The organism is Pseudomonas sp. stari2, from assembly GCF_040760005.1.
Taxonomy (GTDB): Bacteria; Pseudomonadota; Gammaproteobacteria; order Pseudomonadales; family Pseudomonadaceae; genus Aquipseudomonas.
The window spans coordinates 17,833-41,599 of the sequence record NZ_CP099760.1; the positions used below are offsets into that span (position 1 = coordinate 17,833).

Here is a 23,767-nt window from a genome sequence, read left to right on the forward strand (position 1 = left end):
TGCGCGCTGGAAAAATCGCTGCAAGACGTAGCTGATGTGAGCCGGAAAAATCTTCAATTCGTTTAAGAACTCTCGCCCTTCCGACAGTCATAAGCTACAAGCCGCTCTGGTTCAGGGGTCGGATTGCATGACCTTCGAACAGATAACACGCCACAAATGCCGTGCCATACTCCTGACCTCGCCCACACCCGGAACGATCTGACTTGAGCTCCCGACACACCCTGCCATTCGCACTGATGTTCGTCCTGCTGCTCGCCGGGTGCGCCTCACTGGATGCTCCACGAGAACCCAGCCAGGTCCTGCCAGCCAACGGATCGGTATTCGGTCGCTCGATCCAGGCCCAGGCCGCGCCGTACAAAGGCCAGTCCGGCTTTCGCCTGCTGTCCAACAGCACCGAAGCCTTCACCGCTCGCGCCGAGTTGATCCGCAACGCCCAGAGCAGCCTCGATTTGCAGTACTACATCGTCCACGACGGCATCAGTACGCGGATGCTGGTGGAAGAAGTGTTGAAGGCTGCCGACCGTGGTGTGCGGGTGCGCATTCTGTTGGACGACACCACCAGCGACGGCCTAGACCTGATCATCGCCACGCTGGCGGCGCATCCGAATATCCAGATCCGCCTGTTCAATCCACTACACCTGGGCCGCAGCACCGGCGTGACCCGGGCCGCGGGTAGGCTGTTCAACCTGTCGCAGCAACACCGGCGGATGCACAACAAGCTGTGGCTGGCGGACAACAGCGCCGCCATCGTCGGCGGGCGCAATCTGGGCGATGAATACTTCGATGCCGAACCCAACCTGAACTTCACCGACATCGACATGCTCAGCATCGGGCCGGTCGCCGAACAGCTCGGACACAGTTTCGATCAGTACTGGAACAGCGCCCTGAGCAAACCGATCGACGAATTTCTCACCAGCAAGCCCTCGGCCAAAGACCTGCAGAACACCCGCACACGCCTGGAAGAGTCCCTGGAAGAAACCCGCAAACAGAATCACGCGCTGTATCAGCAACTGATGACCTTCACCACCCACCCGCGCATGGACATCTGGCGCCGGGAGCTGATCTGGGCCTGGAACCAGGCGCTGTGGGATGCACCGAGCAAGGTGCTGGCGGACGGTAAACCTGATCCTCAGTTGTTGCTGACCACACAACTGGCACCGGAGCTGCGGGGCGTCAGCAAGGAACTGATGATGATTTCCGCCTACTTCGTGCCGGGCCAGCCGGGGCTGGTTTACCTGACTGGCCGTGCCGATGCGGGTGTGTCGGTGAGTCTGCTGACCAACTCGCTGGAAGCCACCGACGTACCAGCGGTGCACGGCGGTTATGCGCCGTATCGCAAGGCACTGCTGGAACATGGCGTGAAGTTGTTTGAGCTGCGGCGCCAGCCTGGGGATAACTTCGGCAGTGGCCCGCATCTGTTTTACAGCAAGTCGTTTCGCGGCTCGGATTCCAGCCTGCACAGCAAGGCGATGATCTTCGACGGGAAAAAAGCGTTCATTGGCTCGTTCAATTTCGACCCGCGCTCGGTGCTGTGGAACACCGAAGTCGGGGTGCTGGTGGACAGCCCCGAGCTGGCTGCCCATATACGGGAACTGGCTTTGCAGGGCATGGCGCCGGCGTTGAGTTACGAGGCGAAATTGCAGGACGGGAAAGTCGTCTGGGTTACCGAGGACAACGGTCAGATGCACACGCTGACCAAGGAGCCCGGCAGCTGGTGGCGGCGCTTCAATGCATGGTTCAGCACCACGGTGGGGCTGGAGCGGATGCTGTAGCAGCCCGCCCCGTTCGGATCATCAGGCCGGCTCCGGCACCTTGCCGAACGCCCCTTGCCGCGACAGCAGAATCACCAGCCCGAACGCCCCGGCCGCCATGAACCACGGCAACGCGTGCCCGCTGATCCATTGACTGCCCGCCCCCGCCGCCAACGGCCCGATCAGACAACCCACGCCCCACAGCTGCGCAACATGCGCATTGGCGCGCACCAGCGCGTCGTCACGGTAGCGCTCGCCGATCAGGATCAGCGACAGGGTGAACAGGCCACCGGCACTGGCGCCGAACAGCACCCACAGCGGCCAGATCAGCAGGGTGTCGATCAGCATCGGGATCGCCAGACTCGACAGCATCAGCACCACGGCGCAACCGGCGAACAAGGTGCGCCGCGACAGGTAGTCGGCCAGCGCACCGATGGGCAGTTGCAGCAGTGCATCGCCCACCACTACGGTGCTGACCATCGCCAGCGCAATTTCCGCCGTGAAACCCTGTTGCAGGCAGTACACAGGCAACAGGGTCAGGATCATCGCCTCAAACGCGGCGAACAACGACACCGCCCAGGCAATCGCCGGCAATTCGCGACTGAAGCCCCACAGATCGCCGAAGGTCACGCTGCTGGCCTCGCTGCTCGGCGCCCCGCTGCGACCCAGCAACAACAACGGCGAGGCAATCAGTAGAGCGACGCCCACCCAGAAACCGTAATCATGCTCGGTGCCGAGCGCACCCAGCAGCAACGGGCCCGACAGTTGGCTGAGCGCATAACTGCTGCCATACAGAGCAACCAGTCGCCCGCGCCACTGCTCGACCACCAGTTGATTGATCCAGCTTTCGCCGAGGATGAAGACGATGGTCAGGATCACCCCGATCATCAGCCGCAGCACCAGCCAGATCGGATAACTCGGCAGCAGCGCCAGCAAACCGATTGACAATGCCCCGGCCCAGAGGCAAAGACGCATCAGGTTTGCCGTACCGAAGCGCGCCGCCAGATGACTGGAGATCTTCGCCCCCAGCAACACGCCAATGGCCGGCATCGCCGCCATCACGCCGATGGCGAACGAGCCGTAGCCCCAGCCCTCCAGGCGCAACGACACCAGCGGCATGCTGACGCCAAGGGCCAGCCCAACACTCAAGACAGACGCCAACACGGCGAAATACGTCGCCCAACGCATGGTCCACGCTCCTGTGGATAATTTTTATGTGCACCACAAAACACTGTGGGAGCGAGCTTGCTCGCGATAACGGTTTCACATTCAGCAAATGTGCTGACTGATACACCGCTTTCGCGAGCAAGCTCGCTCCCACAGGGATCTTTGTATCGTTCGAGAGCCTGCCTGAGCAGGCTCCCTCAACGGTTTACAGCTTGATCCAGGTCGCCTTCAGCTCGGTGTATTTGTCGAACGCGTGCAGCGATTTGTCGCGACCGTTGCCCGATTGCTTGAAGCCGCCGAACGGTGCGGTCATGTCACCGCCGTCGTACTGGTTGACCCACACACTACCGGCACGCAGTGCCTTGGCGGTCAGGTGTGCCTTGGAGATGTCCTGCGTCCAGACCGCCGCCGCCAGGCCGTAAGGCGTGTCGTTGGCGATGTTGATCGCTTCCTCGGCCGTGTCGAAGGCGATGACCGACAGCACCGGGCCGAAGATCTCTTCCTGGGCAATCTTCATCGCATTGCTCACGCCGTCGAAAATCGTCGGCTCGACGTAGGTGCCACCTGTTTCCTGAAGGATGCGCTTGCCGCCGGCTACCAGTTTGGCGCCGTCGGTGTGGCCCGACTCGATGTAGGACAGCACGGTGTTCATTTGTTGAGTGTCGACCAGCGCACCCACGTTGGTGGCCGGGTCCAGCGGGTTGCCCGGTTTCCAGGCTTTCAGCGCCTCGATCACCATCGGCAGGAATTTGTCCTTGATCGAACGCTCGACCAGCAGACGGGAACCTGCGGTGCAGACCTCGCCCTGGTTGAAGGCGATGGCGCTGGCAGCGGATTCAGCGGCCGCTTGCAAGTCCGGCGCATCGGCGAACACGATGTTCGGGCTCTTGCCGCCGGCTTCCAGCCAGACGCGTTTCATGTTCGATTCGCCGGAATAGATCATCAGTTGCTTGGCGATCTTGGTCGAACCGGTGAACACCAGGGTGTCGACGTCGTTATGCAGAGCGAGCGCCTTGCCGACGGTGTGGCCGTAGCCCGGCAGCACGTTCAGCACGCCTTTCGGAATGCCGGCCTCGACCGCCAGTTCGGCGATGCGGATGGCGGTCAGCGGGGATTTTTCCGACGGTTTGAGGATCACCGAGTTACCGGTCGACAGGGCCGGTCCGAGTTTCCAGCAAGCCATCATCAACGGGAAGTTCCACGGCACGATGGCACCCACCACGCCCACCGGCTCACGGGTTACCAGACCCAGTTGATCGTGCGGGGTGGCGGCGACTTCGTCGTAGATCTTGTCGATCGCTTCACCGCTCCAGCTCAGGGCTTGCGCGGCACCCGGTACGTCGATGTACAGCGAATCGCTGATCGGCTTGCCCATGTCGAGGGTTTCGAGCAGGGCCAGTTCTTCGGCGTGCTGCTTGAGCAGGCCGGCGAAACGGATCATGGTGGCTTTGCGTTTGGTCGGTGCCAGGCGCGACCAGACACCGGAATTGAAGGTGGCGCGGGCGTTTTCCACGGCGCGCTGAGCGTCGGCGGCGTCACAGCTGGCAATCTTGCCCAGCAGACGGCCATCGACCGGGCTGATGCACTCGAAGGTCTCGCCGGAGACGGCATCGGTGTACTCGCCATTGAGATAGGCGCGGCCTTCGATCTTCAGGTCGCGGGCGCGTTGTTCCCAGTCGGCACGAGTCAGGGTGGTCATTCGAGTGTCCTCCTCTTGTTGAATACGAGCGCCGCGCGATCTTCGCCGGCGTTCTCAGGAATTCTGCCCGGCCAGCCTGTTTTCGGCCCAAGGCACCCGCCACCCTAAACCAGCGGCCGGGGTTGTTTCAATATATTTGACATAAGCCGGTCATACGGCCTTGCGGCGTTCAATTTAATCAACATAGACTTTGGCCCTTTCAAGCCACCGCGCCGTCATCACGGGAGAAAACAACAATGAACATCCAGAACGTCGTCGACATCAGCCTGACCATGGACCAGGCCGAACGCTACCGCCCGGACCCGGCCAAAGTACTCAAGGGCGATCCCGAGCAGGCGGTGTTCAATCAATACGACAGCCCATGCGGGCAGATGGGTGTCGGCGTGTGGGAAGGTGCCGTTGGGCAGTGGACGGTGAATTACACCGAGCACGAATACTGCGAAATCCTGCAAGGCGTTTCGGTGCTGCGTGACGGCGAAGGCAATGCCAAGACCTTGCGTGTGGGTGACCGCTTCGTGATTCCGGCCGGATTCCGTGGCACTTGGGAAGTGCTGGAGGCGTGCCGCAAGGTCTATGTGATCTTCGAACAAAAGGCCTGAGGCCTTTCGCGAGACAACAAAAAAAGCCCGTATCGTGAGATACGGGCCTTTTTCGTAAGTCGGGAAAAATCAATTACTTGATTTTGCCTTCCTTGTAGATCACGTGCTTGCGGACAACCGGATCATATTTCTTGATCTCGATTTTGTCCGGGGTAGTACGCTTGTTCTTGTCGGTAGTGTAGAAGTGACCAGTACCGGCGCTCGAGATCAAACGAATCAATTCACGCATGATTAGCTCCCTTAAATCTTGCCGTCGCGACGCAGCTCGGCCAGCACAACGCTGATGCCACGCTTGTCGATGATACGCATGCCTTTGGCGGAAACGCGCAGGCGTACGAAACGTTTCTCTTCTTCAACCCAGAAGCGGTGATGCTGCAGGTTCGGCAGGAAACGACGACGGGTTTTGTTGTTTGCGTGGGAAATGTTATTCCCGGTTACCGGACCCTTACCGGTAACTTGACATACTCTAGACATGCCTCAGCCCTCTAAAACCACATGCCCAACCCGGCATGGGTTGGCCGCTTAATCTCTAGTCATTGTGGCGCCAGGCGCCGCGATTCTTTAGAGGTCTTACCGGCTACACCTACAAGCGAAGGAACCGGGCCCCTAGAAAAGAGCGCTGCTTTATACCAGAAAGACCACGGAGCAACAACTTTCCGTGTGCAAAGAATGGCTAAAAAGCCGCTTTTCCTGCCTGCAAGCGCCTTGGGTAAAGGCTGCCGGCAATTTTTACCATTCGTCGAAGAAAATCGATCATACCCGCTGTCGAGACTTTTCCTGCCGTCTCTTCCGACAAATCGTCAGCCGCGCAGCCCCGAAAATGCGAAAAGGGGATAGTCATTTGCAATCGCGACCACTAGGGTAGGCCTTTTCCAGACTGCACTTGCAGATGGGCCTTCGATCTGTAAAGGAAGCCGACCATGCGCCTCGCTGCCCTCCCCCTGCTCTTCGCCCCGCTGTTACTGAGTCCACTGGCCCAGGCCGCCGCCCTGAGCGTCTGCACCGAGGCCAGCCCTGAAGGGTTCGACGTGGTGCAGTACAACTCGCTGACCACCACCAACGCCTCGGCCGACGTGCTGATGAATCGCTTGGTGGACTTCGACACCACCAGCGGCAAAGTGGTCCCGAGCCTGGCCGACAGCTGGGAAGTCAGCACCGACGGCCTGACTTATATATTCAAACTGCACCCGCAGGTGAAGTTCCACTCCACCGAGTACTTCAAGCCGACCCGCGAACTGACCGCCGAAGACGTCAAGTTCAGCTTCGACCGCATGCTCGACCCGGCCAACCCGTGGCACAAGGTTGCCCAGAGCGGCTTCCCGCACGCCCAGTCGATGCAGCTGCCGAGCCTGATCAAGAAGATCGACGCACTCGACCCGCTGACCGTGCGCTTCACCCTCGACCACCCGGACTCAACGTTCCTGGCAACCCTGAGCATGGGTTTCGCCTCGATCTACTCCGCCGAATACGCCGACAAGCTGCTGAGGGCCAACGCGACCGACAAGCTCAACAGCCAACCCATCGGCACCGGTCCGTTCGTCTTCACCCGCTTCCAGAAAGACGCCTCGATCCGCTACAAGGCCAACCCGGACTACTTCGGCGGCAAGCCTGCGGTGGACCCGCTGATTTTCGCCATCACCCCGGACGCCAACGTGCGCCTGCAAAAGCTGCGGCGTAACGAATGCCAGATTGCCCTGTCGCCAAAACCACTGGACGTACAGGCGGCGAAGCAGGAGCCGACGCTGAAAGTCGAAAAGACTGACGCGTTCATGACCGCGTTCGTCGGCATCAACAGCCAGCATCCGCCATTGGACAAACCGGAAGTTCGTCAGGCGATCAACCTCGCTTTCGACAAGGCCAACTACCTGAAAGCTGTGTTCGAAGACACCGCCGAAGCTGCCAGCGGCCCGTACCCGCCGAACACCTGGAGCTACGCGAAGAGCCTGCCGGGCTACCCGCACGACGTGGAAAAAGCCAAGGCCTTGCTGGCCAAGGCCGGCCTGAAGGACGGTTTCCAGACCACAATCTGGACGCGTCCGTCCGGCAGCCTGCTCAACCCGAACCCGAGCCTCGGTGCACAGTTGCTGCAATCGGATCTGGCGGAAATCGGCATTCAGGCGGAAATCCGCGTGATCGAATGGGGCGAACTGATACGTCGTGCCAAGGCTGGCGAGCATGACCTGCTGTTCATGGGTTGGGCCGGCGACAACGGCGACCCGGACAACTTCCTCACCCCACAGTTTTCCTGCGCGGCGGTGAAGTCCGGCACCAACTTCGCCCGCTACTGCAACGCCGATCTGGACAAGCTGATCAGCGCCGGCAAAACCACCAGCGAACAAGGCGTACGCACCAAACTCTACGAACAGGCTCAGGCGCAGATCCAGCAGCAGGCGTTGTGGCTGCCACTGGCGCATCCGACGGCGTATGCGCTGACGCGCAAAGACGTGCAGGGTTATTCGGTGAGCCCCTTCGGTCGGCAGGATTACTCCAAGGTCACCCTCAAATAATCCGCCCCGGCTTGCAGCGACTGCAGTCGCTGCAAGCTACATCCAGCCACACTCCGCCATCGACAGCGGCTCCCCATCACCGACGATGAAATGATCGAGCACCCGCACGTCGATCAGCTCCAAAGTCTTCTGCAAGCGCTTGGTCAATAATCGATCAGCCTGGCTGGGATCGGTGTTTCCCGACGGGTGGTTGTGGCACAGGATCACCGCCGCCGCGTTGTTGGCCAGGGCACGTTTCACCACCTCACGGGGATGCACGGCGGTGTTGTCGATCGAGCCTCGAAACAGAGCCTCGAAGGTGAGCACTTGATGCTTGGAATCCAGAAACAGGCAACCGAAGACCTCATGCGGCTCGTGGCGCAGCATGGCTTTGAGGTAATCACGAACCACTTGTGGGTTTTCAAGCGCTGTTTTTTGCCGTGAACGTTCGGCCAGATGTCGTTTGCTCATTTCTTGAGCAGCTTGCAGCTGGGCAAACTTTGCAGGGCCGAGACCCAATTGCTTGCTGAATGCTTCCTGATCGGCCTCAAGCAACAATCTCAGACTGCCAAACTGATTCAATAGATGCCGCGCCAGATCGACTGCACTTTTTCCCGGCACACCGGTCCGCAGGAAAATCGCCAGCAGTTCAGCATCCGAAAGGCTCGCAGAGCCCTGTTCCAACAACCTTTCCCGCGGCCTTTCCGCCGCCGGCCAATCGCGAATACTCATACACGTTCCTTGTCTGTGGGCGCCGCTGTTCCATAGCGGTCGCTGTGATATCGTAGCCCATCTTTTTTGCGGGCGAATTCACCCTGGGGAGGGGGTTTCGCCACGCATGTCACCAACGAAATGAAAGGCAGACCTATGCAGCGGCTGTATCGGAAACGCATCGTTCTGGGCGTCGGCGGCGGCATTGCTGCCTACAAGAGCGCCGACCTTGTGCGCCGCCTGATCGATCAGGGCGCCGAAGTGCGCGTGGTCATGACCCGTGGCGGCAGCGAATTCATCACCCCGCTGACCATGCAGGCCCTGTCCGGCCACCCGGTTCACCTGGATCTGCTCGACCCGGCCGCCGAAGCAGCGATGGGCCACATCGAACTGGCCAAGTGGGCCGATCTGGTGCTGATCGCCCCGGCAACCGCCGACCTGCTCGCCCGTCTGGCCCAAGGCATTGCCAACGATTTGCTGACCACGCTGGTGCTGGCCACCGACGCCATCGTCGCAGTCGCTCCAGCCATGAACCAGGCCATGTGGCGCGACCCGGCGACCCAGGCCAACCTGCAACTCCTTGAAAGCCGTGGCCTGAAGACCTTCGGCCCGGCCTCCGGCAGCCAGGCCTGCGGAGACGTCGGCATGGGCCGCATGATGGAAGCCACCGATCTGGCCCAGCTCGCGGCGGACTGCTTCCAGCGTCAGGCACTGACCGGCAAGCACGTGGTGATCACCGCCGGCCCGACCCAGGAAAACATCGACCCGGTGCGCTACATCACCAACCACAGCTCCGGCAAAATGGGCTTCGCCCTGGCTGAAGCCGCGGTGGAAGCCGGCGCCCGCGTCACGCTGATCAGCGGCCCGGTGCACCTGCCGACGCCAGATCGCGTCACCCGCATCGACGTCGTCAGTGCCCGCGATATGCTCGCCGCCTGTGAAGCCGCGATCCCCTGCGACATCTTCATCGCCTCGGCGGCGGTCGCGGACTACCGTCCGGAAGTCGTCGCCCCGCAAAAATTGAAGAAAGACCCTACGAGCGGCGACGGCTTCGTCCTGCAAATGGTGCGCAACCCGGACATCCTGGCCACCATCGCGACCCGTCCCGACCGTCCGTTCAGTGTCGGCTTCGCCGCCGAGACCGAACACCTGCTCGACTACGCTGCACGCAAGCTGAAGGACAAGAATCTCGATCTGATCGTCGCCAACGACGTCGCCAACCCGAGCATCGGTTTCAACAGTGAAGAAAACGCCTGCAGCGTCATCGACCGTGGGCTGCACGCCACTGTTTTCGCCCAGACCAGCAAGAGCAAGATCGCTCGCCAGCTCGTCACTTTTATCGCCGAACGTCTGAACCAGGTTTAATTTACATGCACGCTTTGCAAGCCAAGATCCTCGACCCACGCATCGGCACCGAATTCCCGCTGCCGCAATACGCCACACCGGGCTCCGCCGGCCTCGACCTGCGCGCCATGCTGCAAGAGGACATCGTGATCAAACCGGGTGAAACCGTGCTGATCCCTACCGGGCTGTCGGTGTACATCGGCGACCCTAACCTCGCCGCGTTGATCCTGCCGCGCTCGGGCATGGGCCATAAGCACGGCATCGTGCTGGGCAATCTAGTCGGCCTGATCGACTCCGATTACCAGGGCCCGCTGATGGTCTCCTGCTGGAACCGTGGCCAGACCGAATTCACCATGCCGGTCGGCGAGCGTCTGGCGCAACTGGTGCTGGTACCGGTGGTGCAGGCGCACTTCGAAATGGTCGAAGAGTTCGTCGAAACCGAGCGTGGCGCTGGCGGTTTCGGCCATTCCGGTACCAAGTGATCGGTTAGAAATCCATCGTGGCGAGTGCGTGTTGCTTGCCACGAAATTCAAAATGTCATCTGCAAGGTTTAGCGCCGAAAATCAAGGCATTGGCAGGCCAAAGCCACGCCGTACAAGGCGTCATGGCCCTTTCACACCACGAACTCTCTGTGAAAACCGCCGTCATACCCTTCAGTTTGAGCTTGCCGTCGAATGAGTCGTCGGTGTGTCCAGCCACTTTCGAGATGGAGCATTTTCGCAGATGAGCACCCCCGCCCAAGTCGCCCCGAAGCTTCCCGACAGCATCTTCCGCGCCTATGACATTCGCGGCACCGTGCCGGAATTCCTCAATGGCGAAACCGCCTACTGGATCGGTCGCGCCATCGGCTCCCAGAGCCTGGCCCAGGGCGAACCGAACGTGTCTGTCGGCCGAGACGGCCGTCTGTCCGGCCCGGAACTGGTCGCAGAGCTGATTCGCGGCATCGCCGAAAGCGGCTGCCACGTCAGCGACGTCGGCCTGGTGCCGACGCCGGCGCTGTACTACGCCGCCAACGTGCTGGCCGGCAAATCCGGTGTGATGCTCACCGGCAGCCACAACCCGTCGAACTACAACGGCTTCAAGATCGTGATCGCCGGCGACACCCTCGCCAACGAACAGATCCAGGTTCTGCACGAGCGTATCAAGAGCGGCAACCTGAGCAGCGGCCAGGGCAGCGTGACCCAGGTCGAGATCCTCGACCGCTACACCACCGAAATCGTCCAGGACATCAAACTGGCCCGGCGCCTGAAAGTCGTGGTCGACTGCGGTAACGGCGCGGCCGGCGTAATCGCCCCGCAACTGATCGAAGCACTGAACTGCGAAGTCATCCCGCTGTTCTGCGAAGTCGACGGTAACTTCCCGAACCATCACCCGGACCCGGGCAAGCCTGAGAACCTCGTCGACCTGATTGCCAAGGTCAAGGAAACCAAGGCTGACATCGGCCTGGCCTTCGACGGCGACGGCGACCGCGTCGGCGTGGTGACCAACACCGGCACCATCGTGTTCCCGGATCGTCTGCTGATGCTGTTTGCCCGCGATGTGCTGGCCCGCAACCCGGGCGCGGAAATCATCTTCGACGTCAAATGCACCCGTCGCCTGATTTCGTTGATCAAGGAATACGGTGGCCAGTCGCTAATGTGGAAGACCGGTCACTCGTTGATCAAAAAGAAAATGAAGCAGTCCGGCGCGTTGCTCGCCGGAGAAATGAGTGGGCACATCTTCTTCAAGGAACGCTGGTTCGGTTTCGACGACGGCATTTACAGCGCCGCGCGGCTGCTGGAAATCCTCAGCAAGGAAAAATCCGACGCGGAAACGCTGTTCGCGACCTTCCCGAACGATATTTCCACGCCGGAAATCAATATCCATGTGACCGAAGAGAGCAAATTCAGCATCATTGATGCACTGCACGATGCGCAGTGGGGTCCAGGCGCCGACCTGACCACCATTGACGGCGTGCGGGTCGATTACGCCAAAGGCTGGGGCCTGGTGCGCGCCTCCAACACCACACCGGTGCTGGTGCTGCGCTTCGAGGCCGATGACGAGGCTGAATTGCAGCGCATCAAGGCTGTGTTCCATGCCCAGTTGAAACGCGTTGCACCTGATCTCCAACTACCGTTCTGATTCACCCGGAGCCCTGAATGACCCTCGAACGCGAAGCCGCCGCCCAAACCGCCAAGGTCCTGTCCGAAGCGTTGCCTTACATCCGACGTTATGTCGGCAAGACCCTGGTGATCAAATACGGCGGCAACGCGATGGAAAGCGAGGAGCTGAAAACCGGCTTCGCCCGCGACATCGTCTTGATGAAAGCCGTCGGCATCAACCCGGTTGTGGTTCACGGCGGCGGCCCGCAGATCGGTGATCTGCTCAAGCGCCTGTCGATCGAAAGCCACTTCGTCGACGGCATGCGCGTGACCGACGCGGCGACCATGGACGTGGTGGAAATGGTCCTTGGCGGCCAGGTCAACAAAAGCATCGTCAACCTGATCAACCGTCACGGCGGCAGCGCCATCGGCCTGACCGGTAAAGACGCCGGGCTGATTCGTGCGAAGAAGCTCACCGTCACCCGCCAGACCCCGGAGATGACCCAGCCTGAAATCATCGACATCGGTCAGGTGGGCGAAGTGGTCGGGATCAACACCGAACTGCTGAACCTGCTGGTCAAGGGCAACTTCATCCCGGTGATCGCGCCGATTGGCGTGGGCGAGAACGGCGAGTCGTACAACATCAACGCCGACCTGGTGGCCGGCAAGGTTGCCGAAGCACTGAAAGCCGAGAAGCTGATGTTGCTGACCAACATCGCCGGCCTGATGGACAAGTCGGGCAAGGTCCTGACCGGCCTGAGCACCCAGCAGGTCGACGACCTGATCGCCGACGGCACCATCTACGGCGGCATGCTGCCGAAGATCCGCTGTGCACTGGAAGCGGTTCAGGGCGGCGTGGGCAGCTCGCTGATCATCGACGGCCGCGTACCGAACGCGATCCTGCTGGAAATCTTCACCGACACCGGTGTGGGCACACTGATCAGCAATCGCAAGCGTCCTTAAGCGGTAGCGCAAACAAAGAGACCCCGCTCAGCCTGGCTGAGCGGGGTCTTTTTTTACCCGGAAGAAGCGATCAGACGCCGAACTGGGCGCGATAAGCTTCAACGGCTGGCAGGTGCTGCTTGAGCTGCGGGTCGTCTGCCAGGAATTCCAGCACCTGGTTCAGCGACACGATGCTGATGACCGGGATGCCGAAATCACGCTCGACTTCCTGGATTGCCGACAGCTCGCCGTTGCCGCGCTCCTGACGGTTCAGGGCGATCAGCACGCCAGCAGCCTTGGCGCCGTCCTGGGAAGCGATGATCTGCATCACTTCACGGATCGCGGTGCCGGCGGTGATCACGTCGTCGATGATCAGCACGTCGCCAGTCAGCGGCGCGCCAACGAGGCTACCGCCTTCGCCGTGGGCCTTGGCTTCCTTGCGGTTGAAGCACCATGGCAGGTCACGGTTGTGGTGCTCGGCCAGTGCCACGGCAGTGGTTGCCGCCAGCGGGATGCCTTTGTAGGCCGGGCCGAACAGCACATCGAACGGAATACCGCTCTCGGCGATGGCTGCGGCATAGAAACGACCCAGCTGCGCCAGCGCGGAACCCGAGTTGAACAGGCCGGCATTGAAGAAGTAAGGACTGGTGCGCCCGGACTTCAGGGTGAACTCACCGAAGCGCAAAACGCCGCGATCGATGGCAAAACGAATGAAATCGCGCTGATACGCTTGCATGAAAAAAACCCCAAATACCACGGATTTAGCTAATTAGCTTGACGCCGTGTATCATACACGCACGCGATTTTTGGGGCCATTTATGCGGATCATCAGTGTGAACGTCAATGGTATTCAGGCTGCAGTCGAGCGCGGTTTGCTCAGTTGGCTGCAGGCACAGAATGCCGACGTCATCTGCCTGCAGGACACCCGTGCCTCCGCCTTTGAACTGGATGACCCAGCCTTCCAACTGGACGGCTACTTCCTTTATGCCTGCGATGCTGAAGTCCCTGCCCAAGGCGGCGTGGCTTTGTATTCGCGGTTGCAACCGAAGGCTGTCATCAGCGGTCTCGGTTTCGAGACGGCCGACCGCTACGGGCGCTACCTGCAAGCAGATTTCGACAAAGTCAGTATTGCCACCTTGCTGCTCCCTTCGGGGATGAACGGCGATGAGGACTTGAACCAGAAGTTCAAGCTCATGGACGACTTCGGCAAGTACCTGGATAAACAGCGGCGCAAACGTCGCGAGTACATTTATTGTGGCTCGCTGTACGTCGCGCAGCAGAAGCTCGACATCAAGAACTGGCGCGACAGCCAGCAATCTCCGGGCTTCCTGGCGCCAGAACGCGCCTGGATGGACGAGATTGTCGGCAACATGGGCTACGTCGATGCCCTGCGCGAAGTCAGCCGCGAAGGCGACCAGTACAGCTGGTGGCCGGACAACGAACAGGCCGAGATGCTGAATCTGGGCTGGCGTTTCGACTACCAGATCCTGACCCCGGGCCTGCGGCGCTTCGTGCGCAGTGCACGCCTGCCGCGTCAGCCACGGTTCTCGCAGCACGCGCCGCTGATCGTCGACTACGACTGGACGCTGACTATCTAAGCGTCGTTTCGCAGTAGAAAAAATGCCCGTATCGCAGGATACGGGCATTTTTTTGGGTCAGTCTCAGGCTGGAATATGCTTTAGACAGCAGCGAAGAACGGCAGCGCCAGGTACAACTTGATCACGATGACATTGATGATATCGATGAAAAATGCACCCACCATCGGTACGACCAGAAACGCGATCTGCGAAGGCCCGTAACGCTGCGTCACCGCTTGCATGTTGGCGATGGCGGTAGGCGTCGCACCAAGGCCGAAACCGCAATGCCCGGCCGCCAGCACTGCCGCATCGTAATTGCGGCCCATCACCCTGAACGTCACGAATACCGCGAACAGCGCCATGACCAGCGTCTGCACGGCCAGAATAATGAAAATCGGCAACGCCAACGCTGCCAGGTCCCATAGTTTGAGCGACATCAGCGCAATCGCCAGAAACAGCGACAGGCTGACGTTGCCCAGCACCGAAACTTCACGCTCGAATACCTGATACACGCCAAACGCCGAGAGGCCGTTGCGCAGCACGACACCCACGAACAAGACACAAACGAATGTCGGCAATTCGAACGCCGTGCCATGCAACAGCCCGCTCAGGAGATTGCCCATCAGCAGGCTGACCGCGATCAGTGCAAGGGTTTCGATGAACGAGAAAGGCGTGATCGAGCGCTCCTTGTTCGGCTGCTCAAACCCCTTTGGTAGACGCGGCGTCTCCTGCACATGACAACCAGGCACCTCGACACGCTTGATAAGTAGACGGGCAACCGGCCCACCGATCAGACCACCCAGCACCAGACCGAATGTCGCCGAGGCTATCGCCAACTCGGAGGCAGAGGCCAGACCGTATTTCTCGCTGAATACCGTTCCCCATGCAGCACCGGTTCCATGACCACCGGCCAGCGTGATCGAGCCCGTCAACAGCCCCATCAGCGGGTCGAGCCCCAGCATTGTGGCAAGTCCGATGCCCATGGCGTTCTGCAGGATCAGGAGGCCGGTAACCGCCAATAGAAATATACCTACTACGCGACCACCCCTCTTGAGACTGGCGAAGTCTGCACTCAGACCGATAGTGGCAAAAAACGCCAGCATCAGCGGCGCCTGCAACGAGGTATCGAACCGGACTTCCATATCGAGCGCTCGCAAAACCAGAAGCACCAGAGCAACCAACAGGCCACCCGCAACAGGTTCGGGAATATTGAAATTGCGCAGTACACCAACACGGGTAACAAGACCACGCCCCAACAGAAGTACAAGGGAAGCGGCCACGAGCGTGCCGTAAAAATCGAGCTGAATCATCTGGATTATTCTTGGCTATATATTCAGAGGCGAACTTTCCCTGGATACGCCTCATGAACCGGTGAACTGTTCAGCACCGGAAACACTGGGATTCAAAAGCCTTCGATGGCTTGAACATATCGAAATATTTCTGAAGGAATATTACGTGCGACAACCTTAACAAGCACAAACTCATGCTGCCAATGACCTTTGGCAACACCAAGGCATTACAGTTGTGACTAAAAATGTAAGATGGATGAATATATAAAATATCTTCTACCACTCATCGCAGACAGAATACTCCTACAAACAAAGCAGGTTTATTTAGTTGCAAAAAAGCCCTGACAAGTCAGGGCTTTTAAACATGCAAAATTATTTATGCCAACACCCATCTTTCGACAAGATGCTATTTGATCAACCGCCAGGTGAACGGATAGCGGTAGGGGAAACCTTCGTTGGCTTTCACCCCACCGATGATCGTCAGCACCAACGCCGCAATCGCCAGCAGGCCGAACAATACGAACCCGATGATCAACAGCATCAGCACAAAGCAGATCATCGAAGCGATCGCCACGGTGATCTGGAAATTCAGCGCTTCCTTGCCCTGGGCGTCGATGAACGGATCGGTCTCGCGCTTCATCTGCCACAGGACCAGCGGCCCGATCAGCGTACCGAACGGAATCCAGATCCCCAGCAAGGCGGACAAATGACAAAACATGGCCCATTGGCGAACCTCCTGGCTCGGCTTGGGCAGCAACTCTTGCTCATCACTCATCGCGTCCTCCTTGCGGGTTACGAACCTGCTCAGTCGGCCAGTGCAGCCTTTTGCAGTTCGAAAATCTCGTTCATGCCTTTCTTGGCCAGCTCCAGCATCGCGTTCAGCTCTTCAGGCTGGAACGGCGCGCCTTCGGCGGTACCCTGCACTTCGATGAAACCACCGGTGCTGGTCATTACCACGTTGAGGTCGGTCTCGGCGGCGGAATCTTCAAGATAGTCCAGATCCAGCACCGGCTCGCCCTGGTACATGCCCACGGAGACAGCACCGATCATTTGCTTGAGCGGGTCGCCGCCTTTCAGGCCGCCGCGCTTCTTGATCACTTTCAGTGCATCGACCAGCGCAACCATGGCGCCGGTGATCGACGCGGTACGGGTGCCGCCATCGGCCTGGATCACGTCGCAGTCGACGTACAGGGTGACATCGCCCAGCTTGGACATGTCCAGCGCGGCGCGCAGGGAACGGCCGATCAGGCGCTGTATTTCCAGGGTGCGACCGCCCTGCTTGCCACGGCTCGCTTCACGCTGGTTACGCTCGCCGGTGGCGCGCGGCAGCATGCCGTACTCGGCGGTCAGCCAGCCCTGGCCCTGGCCTTTCAGGAAACGCGGCACGCCGTTTTCGACGCTGACGGTGCAGATGACTTTGGTATCACCGAATTCGACCAGTACCGATCCCTCGGCGTGCTTGGTGTAGTTGCGGGTAATGCGGATCGAGCGGAGCTGATCGGCAGCGCGACCACTTGGACGTTTCATAGGAGATACCTGTACTGGGGACGGAAAACTGCGGAGCATTATAGAGCCGCGCACCGCGACTGGGCACTGCTTAAAAATCCCGGCCGTCGAACAAGGGCCCTGAAACGCGCTTCGCCGACGGCCTGCAGCCCTTTGTCACACCGTGTGTTTGGGCGCATCTGCCGCACTGCGCTACAATCCTGCGCCTTTGCTGCCAGCCGGCTTAAATTCATTGATATCGAGCTGCGGAGCTTCAATCCGCGCCGATCTGTATCGCGAGGTCACCGCCATGGTGCACAGCATGACCGCCTTCGCCCGCGTCGAGAAAGCCGGCGTTCAGGGCACCCTGAGCTGGGAACTGCGCTCGGTCAACAGCCGCTATCTGGAACCCCATCTGCGCTTGCCGGAGTCGTTTCGCGACCTCGAAGGCGCCGTCCGCGAAGCCCTGCGCCAGGGCCTGTCGCGCGGCAAACTGGAATGCACCCTGCGTTTCACCGAGGAAAGCACCGGCAAGCCACTGCAAGTGGATCGCGAGCGCGCCGCGCAACTGGTCGCCGCGGCCGAAACCGTCGCCGGCCTGATCAAGAACCCGGCCGCGCTGAATCCGCTGGAAGTGCTGGCCTGGCCCGGCGTACTGGTCGCCGACGCCACCGACCCGCAGGCGTTGAACGCCGAGGCGCTGACCCTGTTCAATCAAGGCCTGAAAGACCTCAAGGCAGGTCGCGAGCGCGAAGGCGCAGAGCTGGCCCGCCTGATCAACGACCGTCTGACCTCCATCGAAGAAGACGTGGTGACCCTGCGCGAACTGGTCCCGCAGATGCTCGCCACCCAGCGCCAGAAAGTCCTCGACCGCTTCGCCGACATGAAGGCCGAGATGGATCCGCAGCGCCTGGAACAGGAAATGGTCATGCTCGCGCAAAAGAGCGACGTGGCCGAAGAACTGGATCGCCTGAGCACCCACATCATCGAAGTTCGCCGGGTGCTGAAATCCGGCGGTGCCGCCGGTCGGCGCCTGGACTTCCTGATGCAGGAACTCAACCGCGAAGCCAACACACTGGGCTCCAAGGCCTTCGACCCGCGCAGCACCCAGGCGGCGGTCAACCTCAAGGTGTTGATCGAGCAGATGCGCGAACAAGTGCAGAATATTGAGTAAGGCTACCCCGACATGACCCACAGCACCGGCACCCTGTACATCATTTCCGCCCCTTCGGGCGCGGGCAAGAGCAGTCTGGTCAAGGCCCTGACCGACACCAACCCGGAGATTCGCGTTTCGATTTCCCACACCACCCGCGCCATGCGCCCGGGCGAAGTGGACGGCGTGAACTATCACTTCGTGACCCGCGAAGAGTTCGTGAAGATGGGTGAGCACGGCGACTTCCTGGAACGCGCCGAAGTCTTCGGCAACTTCTACGGCACCTCGCAAAGCCGCCTGCAGCAGACCCTGGACGAAGGTCACGACCTGATTCTGGAAATCGACTGGCAAGGCGCCGAGCAAGTGCGCAAGCTGATGCCGCAGGCCCGTTCGATCTTCATCCTGCCGCCATCGGCGCAGGCCCTGCACCAGCGTCTGACCAACCGTGGCCAGGACAGCGACGAGATCATCGACGGCCGCATGCGTGAAGCGGTCAGCGAGATGAGCCACTATGTCGACTACGACTACCTGATCATCAACGACGATTTCGCTCACGCGCTGGACGATCTGAAAGCAATTTTCCGCGCCAATCAGCTACAACAGAAACGCCAACAAGTGCGTTTCGGCAAATTGCTGGCTGAATTGCTGGGCTGAAACAGCACTTCCCAAAACCGCTGCAAGGGCTTTACATTGGCACTTGCAGCGCGTTGAAGAGTCTGGTCAAAAAATCAGCGCTTCCCTAATCGCTGGTGATTTTTTAAACTGTTGAGTCCGCTCGCCCAACCGGGCAGCGCGCATATTGCATTCGCTCCGAGGAATACCATGGCCCGCGTAACCGTTGAAGACTGCCTAGAACACGTGGAAAACCGCTTTGAGCTGGTCATGCTCTCTACCAAGCGTGCCCGTCAACTGGCCACCGGCGGCAAAGAGCCCCTGGTTCAGTGGGAAAACGACAAACCGACCGTAGTTGCGCTGCGTGAAATCGCTGAAGGCCTGATGAGCTACGAGTTCATCGCCGAGCAGGATATCGTCCACGAAGACCCGGTCTTCGCTGCGTTCGAGGACGAGTCCAACGAGGCCGTCTAAGCCTATGCCTGGTCGACGTAGCACGGCGCGGGATCACAGCTTGCGGCAGGAGTCATCATGCCGAGCATAGACGCCCTCGCCGATCGCTTATCGGCCTACCTTGGCAAGGATCAGGTCAACCTGGTCCGCCGAGCGTATTTCTACGCCGAACAAGCCCACGACGGCCAACGCCGCCGCAGCGGCGAGGCGTACGTCACGCATCCTCTTGCGGTGGCGAACATTCTTGCCGACATGCACATGGACCATCAGAGCCTGATGGCTGCGATGCTGCATGACGTGATCGAAGACACCGGGATTGCCAAAGAAGCGCTGCAAGCGCAGTTCGGTGAAACCGTGGCCGAACTGGTCGACGGGGTCAGCAAACTGACCCAGATGAACTTCGAGACCAAGGCCGAAGCCCAGGCTGAAAACTTCCAGAAAATGGCCATGGCCATGGCACGCGACATTCGCGTGATCCTGGTCAAACTCGCCGACCGCCTGCACAACATGCGCACGCTGGAAGTGCTGTCCGGCGAAAAACGCCGGCGCATCGCCAAGGAAACCCTAGAGATCTACGCACCCATCGCCAACCGTTTGGGCATGCACGCGATCCGCATCGAGTTCGAAGACCTCGGTTTCAAGGCCATGCACCCGATGCGTTCCGCGCGGATCTACCAGGCCGTCAAACGCGCCCGGGGCAATCGCAAGGAAATCGTCAACAAGATCGAAGAATCCCTTGGCCATTGCCTCGCCATCGACGGCATTCAGGGCGAAGTCAGCGGTCGCCAGAAACACCTCTACGGCATCTACAAGAAAATGCGCGGCAAGCGTCGGGCCTTCAACGAGATCATGGACGTCTACGCGTTCCGGATCATCGTCGACAAGGTCGATACCTGCTACCGCGTGCTGGGTGCTGTGCACAATTTGTACAAACCGTTGCCGGGACGCTTCAAGGATTACATCGCGATCCCCAAGGCCAACGGCTATCAGTCGCTGCACACCACTCTTTTCGGCATGCACGGTGTTCCGATCGAGATCCAGATCCGCACGCGCGAAATGGAAGAGATGGCCAACAACGGCATCGCCGCTCACTGGCTGTATAAGTCCAGCGGTGACGAACAGCCGAAAGGCACCCATGCCCGCGCCCGTCAGTGGGTCAAGGGCGTGCTGGAAATGCAGCAACGTGCCGGCAACTCGCTGGAATTCATCGAGAGCGTGAAGATCGACCTGTTCCCGGACGAGGTCTACGTGTTCACGCCCAAAGGCCGGATCATGGAGCTGCCGAAAGGCTCCACGGCGGTCGACTTTGCCTACGCGGTGCACACCGACGTCGGCAACAGCTGCATCGCCTGCCGGATCAACCGTCGTCTCGCGCCGCTGTCCGAACCGCTGCAAAGCGGCTCCACGGTCGAGATCGTCAGCGCTCCCGGCGCGCGGCCGAACCCGGCCTGGCTCAACTTCGTGGTCACCGGCAAGGCGCGAACCCACATCCGCCATGCGCTGAAACTGCAACGCCGCTCCGAATCCATCAGCCTCGGCGAACGCCTGCTGAACAAGGTGCTCAACGGTTTCGACAGCGCGCTGGAACAGATTCCGGCCGAGCGCGTGAAGGCGATGCTCACCGAGTACCGCCTCGAACTGATCGAGGACTTGCTGGAAGACATCGGCCTGGGCAACCGCATGGCCTACGTTGTGGCTCGCCGACTGCTCGGCGAAGGCGAGCAATTGCCAAGTCCGGAAGGTCCTCTGGCGATTCGCGGCACCGAAGGTCTGGTTCTCAGCTACGCCAAATGTTGCACGCCGATCCCGGGTGACCCGATTGTCGGTCACCTGTCGGCAGGCAAAGGCATGGTCGTGCACCTGGACAACTGCCGCAACATCAGCGAAATCCGCCACAACCCGGAAAAATGCATCCAGCTCTCGTGGGCCAAAGATGTCACCGGCGAATTCAACGTCGAACTGCGCGTCGAGCTGGAGCACCAGCGCGGCCTGATCGCGCTGCTGGCCAGCAGCGTCAACGCAGCCGACGGCAATATCGAGAAAATCAGCATGGACGAACGCGATGGCCGCATCAGCGTCGTCCAACTGGTGGTCAGCGTCCACGACCGTGTGCACCTGGCCCGCGTGATCAAGAAACTGCGCGCCCTGACCGGGGTGATCCGCATCACCCGCATGCGTGCATAACTCAAACATTACAAGGAGTCATACATGACCAAGACCGTTATCACCAGCGACAAGGCCCCGGCCGCCATTGGCACTTACTCCCAGGCGATCAAGGCTGGCAACACTGTCTACATGTCGGGCCAGATCCCGCTGGACCCGAAAACCATGGAACTGGTCGAAGGCTTCGAAGCCCAGACCGTCCAGGTGTTCGAGAACCTGAAAGCCGTGGCCGAAGCTGCCGGCGGTTCGTTCAAGGACATCGTCAAGCTGAACATCTTCCTCACCGACCTGAGCCACTTCGCCAAGGTCAACGAGATCATGGGCAAGTACTTCGACCAGCCGTACCCAGCGCGCGCCGCCATCGGCGTTGCTGCCCTGCCAAAGGGTTCGCAGGTTGAAATGGATGCCATTCTGGTCATCGAGTAATGCGTACGGCGCGGCCCTTCAGGTCGCGCCGACTGCTCTGCGGTAAAGAAAAGGTTTTGAAAGGATTCCACCATGCGCAAAGCGCTTGCTCTCTCGCTGCTCGCCATTTTCCTCGGCGGTTGCGCCAGCAACCCTGCCGACCGTGACATCAGCGGCACCTGGATCAATCAGGTCGCCATCGATGCCGCCGCCAAGGGCGGCCCCCTGCGTGAAGCGCTTCAGGCCTATGGCCCGAACCTGGAATGGGACATCAACACCAAGGCCGGACAGGCCCGCTATACCAACGGTTTCGAGAACGTCGAAGGACGGCTGCAGGGCGAACAGTCCGGCGCCTGGAAAGTCGACTTCTACGGCAGCTCCGGCAGCGAGCTGAAACGCGACGGCGGCCAGTTGCATCAGGCTGCCAGCGAAAACGAACCTCAGCAGCTCTTCGATCGCGCGCAGATTCCGGTGCCGGAAGGCGCACCGATCGGCGCCAGCTTCGAACGTGCGCTGTACGCGGCCTACCTGGGCGGTAACTGGAAGATCGCCAGCGGCCAGGGCGAAGGCGCCACTGTGCAATTCCAGGCCGACGGACAAGTCTCGGGCCTGCCTGGTGCCGACCGTTATGCCTTGTGTCTGGCGGGCGACTGCGCATCGATGAGCAGCGGCAACGACAGCATGTGGCTGCAACAGAACGGTCAGGGCAATAACTGGATCTTCGTTCGCAAGGGCAAGGAACTGGAAATCCTGCAGGCCGTGAACACGGCCCTGGCGGACGAACAACCGCAATTCAGCCCCGGCGAACGCAAGTGGTTGCTCGAGAAGCAGTGATCTGCGCTTGAAATAGAAACAAAAGCGGCGGGAGCAAACATTTGCTCCCGCCGTCGTTTTCAGCGTTCGAAAGTCAGCAACGCCCCTCAAGAATCGCGGCATACCCCTCGCGATAACTCGGATACGTCGGCACCCAGCCCACTGCCTTCGCCCGGGCATTGCTGCAACGTTTGCTGCCGGTTCGACGCACGCTCTCGTCTTCCGACCATTCGGTGACACCCAGATACTCGCGCAACCACGCCACCACTTCGGCCAGCGGTGCCGGCGCATCGTCCACGCCGATGTAGACGTCATCCAGCGCCACACCCTTGCGATCCGCCTCCAGCAGAAACGCCATCAGGCCCGCCGCGTCATCGGCATGGATGCGATTGCCATACAGCGGCGGATCGACCGCCACGCGATAACCCCGACGTACCTGGGTCAGCAGCCACTCACGGCCGGGGCCGTAAATGCCGGTCAGGCGCACGATACTCGCCGGGATGCCGCTGTTCAGCGCGATTTGCTCGGCCTCCAGCATCAATCGACCGGAATACCCCGCAGCCACGGTTTCGGAGGTTTCATCCACCCATTCTCCGTCCTGCTGCCCGTAAACACTGCTGCTGGAAACGAACAGCAGTCGATCCGGCACCTGTCCGTAATCGTCCAGCCATCCCAGCACATGCTGCAAACCCTGCACATAAGCCGCGCGGTAACCGGCTTCATCGTGCTCGGTCGCAGCCGCGCAATACACCAGGTAATCCACGGCACCAACCGGCCAGGTCTCGGGGCAATCTTCATTGAACAAGTCACCGGCCACACCGATGACGCCTTCCGGCAAACGCGAAACATCCCGGCGCAGGCCATACACCTGAAAGCCTGCGGCCAGTAATTGCCTGGCCAGTCGGCTGCCGACATCACCGCAACCGGCGATCAAAACAGAGGGCGCGGACATCAAAAATCTCCCATCGGAAAGCGACAGACTAGCCTCGGCAAGGGACGAGCGGCTAGCAATGAAGGAAAAAAAGCAACTCTATTAC

23 protein-coding genes and 1 pseudogene are annotated in these 23,767 nt (G+C 60.3%); 14 read left to right on the forward strand and 10 right to left on the reverse strand.

Features of this window, described 5'->3' with window-relative positions; translation table 11 throughout:
- The first annotated feature begins 236 nt into the window (after window positions 1-236).
- Complete coding sequence (locus tag NH234_RS00090; RefSeq protein WP_367257262.1) at window positions 237-1,772, forward strand: phospholipase D family protein; 1,536 nt, start codon at window positions 237-239, stop codon at window positions 1,770-1,772.
- Window positions 1,773-1,793: 21 nt separating this feature from the next.
- Here NH234_RS00090 and NH234_RS00095 read toward each other — a convergent pair whose 3' ends face one another.
- Entirely contained in the window at window positions 1,794-2,939 is a 1,146-nt protein-coding gene (locus NH234_RS00095) for an MFS transporter (RefSeq protein WP_367255223.1), read from the reverse strand.
- 184 nt (window positions 2,940-3,123) lie between these two features.
- Window positions 3,124-4,617, reverse strand: a complete 1,494-nt coding sequence (locus NH234_RS00100; RefSeq protein WP_085708877.1) for an aldehyde dehydrogenase — start codon at window positions 4,615-4,617, stop codon at window positions 3,124-3,126.
- A 236-nt stretch (window positions 4,618-4,853) separates the two neighbouring features.
- Between NH234_RS00100 and NH234_RS00105 the strand changes: the two genes are divergently transcribed.
- Complete coding sequence (locus tag NH234_RS00105) at window positions 4,854-5,216, forward strand: cupin domain-containing protein (RefSeq protein WP_085708876.1); 363 nt, start codon at window positions 4,854-4,856, stop codon at window positions 5,214-5,216.
- Window positions 5,217-5,289: 73 nt separating this feature from the next.
- Here NH234_RS00105 and rpmG read toward each other — a convergent pair whose 3' ends face one another.
- Window positions 5,290-5,445, reverse strand: coding sequence for a 50S ribosomal protein L33 (rpmG, locus tag NH234_RS00110; protein ID WP_003177274.1), 156 nt, complete (start codon window positions 5,443-5,445; stop codon window positions 5,290-5,292).
- Window positions 5,446-5,456: 11 nt separating this feature from the next.
- Complete coding sequence (gene rpmB / locus NH234_RS00115) at window positions 5,457-5,690, reverse strand: 50S ribosomal protein L28 (protein WP_003229474.1); 234 nt, start codon at window positions 5,688-5,690, stop codon at window positions 5,457-5,459.
- A gap of 446 nt (window positions 5,691-6,136) precedes the next feature.
- On the opposite strand from rpmB, the gene NH234_RS00120 reads away from it, so the two are divergent.
- Window positions 6,137-7,723: an ABC transporter substrate-binding protein gene (locus NH234_RS00120; RefSeq protein ID WP_367255227.1), complete on the forward strand. Its 1,587-nt coding sequence runs from the start codon at window positions 6,137-6,139 to the stop codon at window positions 7,721-7,723.
- A 36-nt stretch (window positions 7,724-7,759) separates the two neighbouring features.
- Here NH234_RS00120 and radC read toward each other — a convergent pair whose 3' ends face one another.
- Entirely contained in the window at window positions 7,760-8,434 is a 675-nt protein-coding gene (gene radC, locus NH234_RS00125) for a DNA repair protein RadC (RefSeq protein ID WP_367255230.1), read from the reverse strand.
- 135 nt (window positions 8,435-8,569) lie between these two features.
- Here radC and coaBC point away from each other — a divergent pair, with 135 nt between their 5' ends.
- The 4 genes and pseudogenes from coaBC (at window position 8,570) to argB (ending at window position 12,801) form a co-directional block, all read left to right on the forward strand.
- Window positions 8,570-9,778, forward strand: coding sequence for a bifunctional phosphopantothenoylcysteine decarboxylase/phosphopantothenate--cysteine ligase CoaBC (coaBC, locus tag NH234_RS00130; protein WP_085708873.1), 1,209 nt, complete (start codon window positions 8,570-8,572; stop codon window positions 9,776-9,778).
- Window positions 9,779-9,783: 5 nt separating this feature from the next.
- Entirely contained in the window at window positions 9,784-10,239 is a 456-nt protein-coding gene (gene dut / locus NH234_RS00135; RefSeq protein WP_007954445.1) for a dUTP diphosphatase, read from the forward strand.
- Between the two features lie 262 nt (window positions 10,240-10,501).
- A pseudogene (locus NH234_RS00140) lies at window positions 10,502-11,878 on the forward strand (phosphomannomutase/phosphoglucomutase); the annotation flags it as partial.
- 17 nt (window positions 11,879-11,895) lie between these two features.
- Window positions 11,896-12,801 (forward strand): acetylglutamate kinase, encoded by a 906-nt coding sequence (argB, locus tag NH234_RS00145; RefSeq protein ID WP_065258175.1) that lies wholly within the window; start codon window positions 11,896-11,898, stop codon window positions 12,799-12,801.
- A 70-nt stretch (window positions 12,802-12,871) separates the two neighbouring features.
- On the opposite strand, the gene pyrE is transcribed toward argB, so the two are convergent.
- A complete protein-coding gene (pyrE, locus tag NH234_RS00150) occupies window positions 12,872-13,516 on the reverse strand; it encodes an orotate phosphoribosyltransferase (RefSeq protein WP_011336558.1) in 645 nt (214 codons plus the stop codon).
- 82 nt (window positions 13,517-13,598) lie between these two features.
- On the opposite strand from pyrE, the gene NH234_RS00155 reads away from it, so the two are divergent.
- Window positions 13,599-14,378 carry an exodeoxyribonuclease III gene (locus NH234_RS00155; protein ID WP_007920349.1) on the forward strand — a complete coding sequence of 260 codons (780 nt, stop codon included), beginning with the start codon at window positions 13,599-13,601 and terminating at the stop codon, window positions 14,376-14,378.
- A gap of 80 nt (window positions 14,379-14,458) precedes the next feature.
- Here the strand turns inward: NH234_RS00155 and gltS are convergent, their stop codons facing one another.
- From gltS to rph, 3 genes are all read right to left on the reverse strand, one after another.
- Window positions 14,459-15,667, reverse strand: a complete 1,209-nt coding sequence (gltS, locus tag NH234_RS00160; protein WP_367255233.1) for a sodium/glutamate symporter — start codon at window positions 15,665-15,667, stop codon at window positions 14,459-14,461.
- A gap of 385 nt (window positions 15,668-16,052) precedes the next feature.
- The gene (locus NH234_RS00165) at window positions 16,053-16,421 is read right to left on the reverse strand and encodes a DUF4870 domain-containing protein (RefSeq protein ID WP_085731380.1); all 369 of its coding nucleotides are present in this window, start codon (window positions 16,419-16,421) and stop codon (window positions 16,053-16,055) included.
- Window positions 16,422-16,450: 29 nt separating this feature from the next.
- Window positions 16,451-17,173 (reverse strand): ribonuclease PH, encoded by a 723-nt coding sequence (gene rph / locus NH234_RS00170; protein ID WP_003229494.1) that lies wholly within the window; start codon window positions 17,171-17,173, stop codon window positions 16,451-16,453.
- Window positions 17,174-17,441: 268 nt separating this feature from the next.
- Between rph and NH234_RS00175 the strand changes: the two genes are divergently transcribed.
- From NH234_RS00175 to NH234_RS00200, 6 genes are all read left to right on the forward strand, one after another.
- Entirely contained in the window at window positions 17,442-18,305 is an 864-nt protein-coding gene (locus NH234_RS00175) for a YicC/YloC family endoribonuclease (RefSeq protein WP_085731378.1), read from the forward strand.
- A gap of 12 nt (window positions 18,306-18,317) precedes the next feature.
- Window positions 18,318-18,938: a guanylate kinase gene (gene gmk / locus NH234_RS00180; protein ID WP_085731377.1), complete on the forward strand. Its 621-nt coding sequence runs from the start codon at window positions 18,318-18,320 to the stop codon at window positions 18,936-18,938.
- Between the two features lie 168 nt (window positions 18,939-19,106).
- Entirely contained in the window at window positions 19,107-19,370 is a 264-nt protein-coding gene (gene rpoZ, locus NH234_RS00185; protein ID WP_085731376.1) for a DNA-directed RNA polymerase subunit omega, read from the forward strand.
- A 57-nt stretch (window positions 19,371-19,427) separates the two neighbouring features.
- Complete coding sequence (spoT, locus tag NH234_RS00190; RefSeq protein ID WP_085731375.1) at window positions 19,428-21,533, forward strand: bifunctional GTP diphosphokinase/guanosine-3',5'-bis pyrophosphate 3'-pyrophosphohydrolase; 2,106 nt, start codon at window positions 19,428-19,430, stop codon at window positions 21,531-21,533.
- Between the two features lie 24 nt (window positions 21,534-21,557).
- Window positions 21,558-21,938 (forward strand): RidA family protein, encoded by a 381-nt coding sequence (locus NH234_RS00195; protein ID WP_003229509.1) that lies wholly within the window; start codon window positions 21,558-21,560, stop codon window positions 21,936-21,938.
- Between the two features lie 72 nt (window positions 21,939-22,010).
- Entirely contained in the window at window positions 22,011-22,751 is a 741-nt protein-coding gene (locus NH234_RS00200; protein ID WP_367255238.1) for a hypothetical protein, read from the forward strand.
- A 73-nt stretch (window positions 22,752-22,824) separates the two neighbouring features.
- On the opposite strand, the gene NH234_RS00205 is transcribed toward NH234_RS00200, so the two are convergent.
- Entirely contained in the window at window positions 22,825-23,682 is an 858-nt protein-coding gene (locus NH234_RS00205; protein ID WP_367255240.1) for an SDR family oxidoreductase, read from the reverse strand.
- Window positions 23,683-23,767: the final 85 nt, after the last annotated feature.